This is a genomic window from Acinetobacter sp. GN11, from assembly GCF_054823985.1.
Genome location: NZ_JRVL01000335.1, coordinates 21916 through 24739, shown reverse-complemented (window position 1 = coordinate 24739; position 2824 = coordinate 21916). Strand labels below are relative to the sequence as shown.

2 protein-coding genes and 1 tRNA gene are annotated in these 2824 nt (G+C 38.1%); all 3 read left to right on the top strand.

The features are described from left to right. The first annotated feature begins 61 nt into the window (after positions 1–61). Positions 62–137 (top strand) — tRNA-Glu (locus NL42_RS19005). Positions 138–265: 128 nt separating this feature from the next. Then, positions 266–1687: an amino acid permease gene (locus NL42_RS19000; RefSeq protein WP_016139971.1), complete on the top strand. Its 1422-nt coding sequence runs from the start codon at positions 266–268 to the stop codon at positions 1685–1687. 119 nt (positions 1688–1806) lie between these two features. Further along, positions 1807–2706 carry a hypothetical protein gene (locus NL42_RS18995; RefSeq protein WP_461313933.1) on the top strand — a complete coding sequence of 300 codons (900 nt, stop codon included), beginning with the start codon at positions 1807–1809 and terminating at the stop codon, positions 2704–2706. The last annotated feature ends 118 nt before the right edge of the window (positions 2707–2824 follow it).

Here is a 2824-nt window from a genome sequence, read left to right as displayed (position 1 = left end):
ACCGGGGTTCGAATCCCCGTAGGGACGCCAGTAATTTTTTTCAGATGTATGCCTCACATATGTCCCTATCGTCTAGAGGCCTAGGACATCGCCCTTTCACGGCGGTAACCGGGGTTCGAATCCCCGTAGGGACGCCATATTCTGCTTTAAAAATTATAAAAAGACTCTATCGTCACCTTACTGTTTATTCTTTATCTCTTTCTAGATTGCACATTTGCCTATTTTATCTAAAATAGCGTCTTTCTTAATTCTCTCAATGTGTAATATGCAGCCATCTGACAATCAACTAGATGCTCATCAGCATCAGAACAGTACTGCACCTTTAAAAAGAGCCATGAGCACTCGCCATCTTGTAATGCTATCACTCGGCGGGGCGATCGGAACTGGTTTATTTTTAGGTTCAGGGGAAGTCATTTCACAAACTGGAGCTATTGGCGCAATTATTGCCTACATTCTTGGTGGTGCGATTGCGTATATGGTCATGCTCTGCCTAGGAGAGCTTGCTGTACACATGCCTGTTTCAGGTTCTTTTGGTGCTTATGCCAAAAAATATATTAGTCCTAGTACAGGCTATATGATTTCTTGGATGTACTGGCTGACTTGGACTGCAACGCTTGGAACTGAATTCACAGCCGCAGCGTTACTCATGCAGGAATGGTTCCCACATATTTCAATGTGGATCTGGACAATTGTTTTTGCAATCACTATTTTTGGTTTAAATATTAGTTCAACTCGCATTTTTGCTGAGTCTGAGTTTTGGCTAGCTCTTATTAAAGTCATTACTGTTATTGCTTTTATTGTGCTCGGCCTCTTAGCAATTTTTGGTTTAATTCCTTTTCATGGTAGCCAAACTGCACCGCTATTTAGCAATCTTACAGCTCAAGGCTGGTTTCCACACGGTTTAATTCCTATTTTTACCACCATGCTCATTGTTAACTTTGCTTTCTCAGGCACTGAATTAATTGGCGTAGCAGCAGGTGAAACCAAAGATCCGGCTCAGAATGTACCCAAAGCAATTAACGCTGCGATTTGGCGCCTTCTTATTTTCTTTGTCGGAACCATTATTGTTATTAGCGCTTTGCTTCCCTTCCAGCTTGCAGGTTTAGGCAGTGAAAGCGTAAGTAGTAGTCCTTTCGTTACCGTATTTAATTATATTGGCATTCCATATGCGGATGACATTATTCGATTTGTAATTATTACCGCCCTACTTTCAGCAGCAAACTCAGGACTTTACGCCGCTTCGCGTATGATGTGGTCATTGTCAGAACAAAAATTATTACCGAGCGTATTTGCTACGCTTTCAAAAAGCGGAACACCGATTGTTGCCCTAGTTGTAACAATGTTTGGAGCAATTCCTGGTTTGTTATCAGAGCAATTTGCACCAGAGACTATCTTTAAAAATCTGCTTGGCGTTGCTGCATTTACGATGGTTATTGTCTGGATGAGCATTTGTTTAAGTCAATTTAATTTCCGTCGCCAATGGTACAAATCTGGCCATACAGTTAAAGACTTACAATATGCCGCTCCATTATTTCCTATCGTGCCGATTTTAGGTTTTATTTTCTGCTTTATTACTTGTTTGAGCATGGCAGCAGACCCTGAAATGCGTGCTGGTTTTGTGGGCTGTCTAATTTTTACAGCTTTATGTTATGTCAGCTATTTTATTTTTTACCGCAATAAAGTCTAAACAGCTCTTATTGAATTAAAGTGTAGCAAAAAGCTACACTTTTTTTTGTCTACATACTGGTTTTATATAACATACCGTTGTAGATTAAAATTTATATTAAAAACAATTCCTTGTATAGAATGAAAATTATATTTATCCACGGGATGAATCAACAGAATTACACTGCTCACCGCTTGAAAGAGCATTGGCTAAAAGTATTTAAGCTTGGCCTAAAACAGATGCCTTGCAAAGTTAACGTGCGCGATCTTCATATTCACATGCCATTTTATGGCGATCTGATGACTAAATATCAGTTAAACAATCAATTAGACCTTAACACTTTATTACCCAAGTCATTTTTAAATAATTATTTACCCATTCATTTACATCGCCATAATCCCCCAGCTAAAGAACACACTCCATTTGTTCCTTTATTACTACCAGCAACCGATCCAGCTGAAAAAAGCTTTTCGGAACGACTCTATCTCACCTCTCAGCTCGTAAAAGACCGAGTACTTAAAGAGTTGGTTGTTCTTTTAAATAATTTCCCTAAATTACATGAGAGCTTGATACAGCAGTTTCTGATTGAAACTTATATGTATTTATCTAATCCTGAATTTATGCAAGAAGTGAATGAGCGGATTTTAAAGAAAATGCGAGAAGAAGATGATTATATTGTCGTTGCGCACTCTCTTGGTTCAGTTATCGCTTTTAACCTACTTTCAAACCCTTCACATCGGTTTTCAATTAAAAGATTTATAACGTTGGCTTCCCCTTTATCTTTTAGGGTTATTCAAAGTAAGCTTCCTAGTCCTATTGTCAGACCACCATGTATTCATGGTGAATGGTTTAATTTTTACTCTCAAGATGATTTTCTGACTGCATTTCCCTTATGTGAACCTCCTTTTACCTTTGACCCGCCTATTATTAATCAGAAAATTTTCACCTTCGCCAACCAGCCTCATGAGATTTTAGGATATTTACAACATCCCTCCGTTATAAAGGCAATTATTGAACCTTTTCAGAAAAATGAGGGCTAAATGTATATATTTTCTACAATTTGAGTTATTTTTAATCGCTTGACTGCTTTTTTTAATATTTCTTCAGAAAACTATTTGACACTTTTATTAAATCGCCCTAATATACGCCCACCTCTGA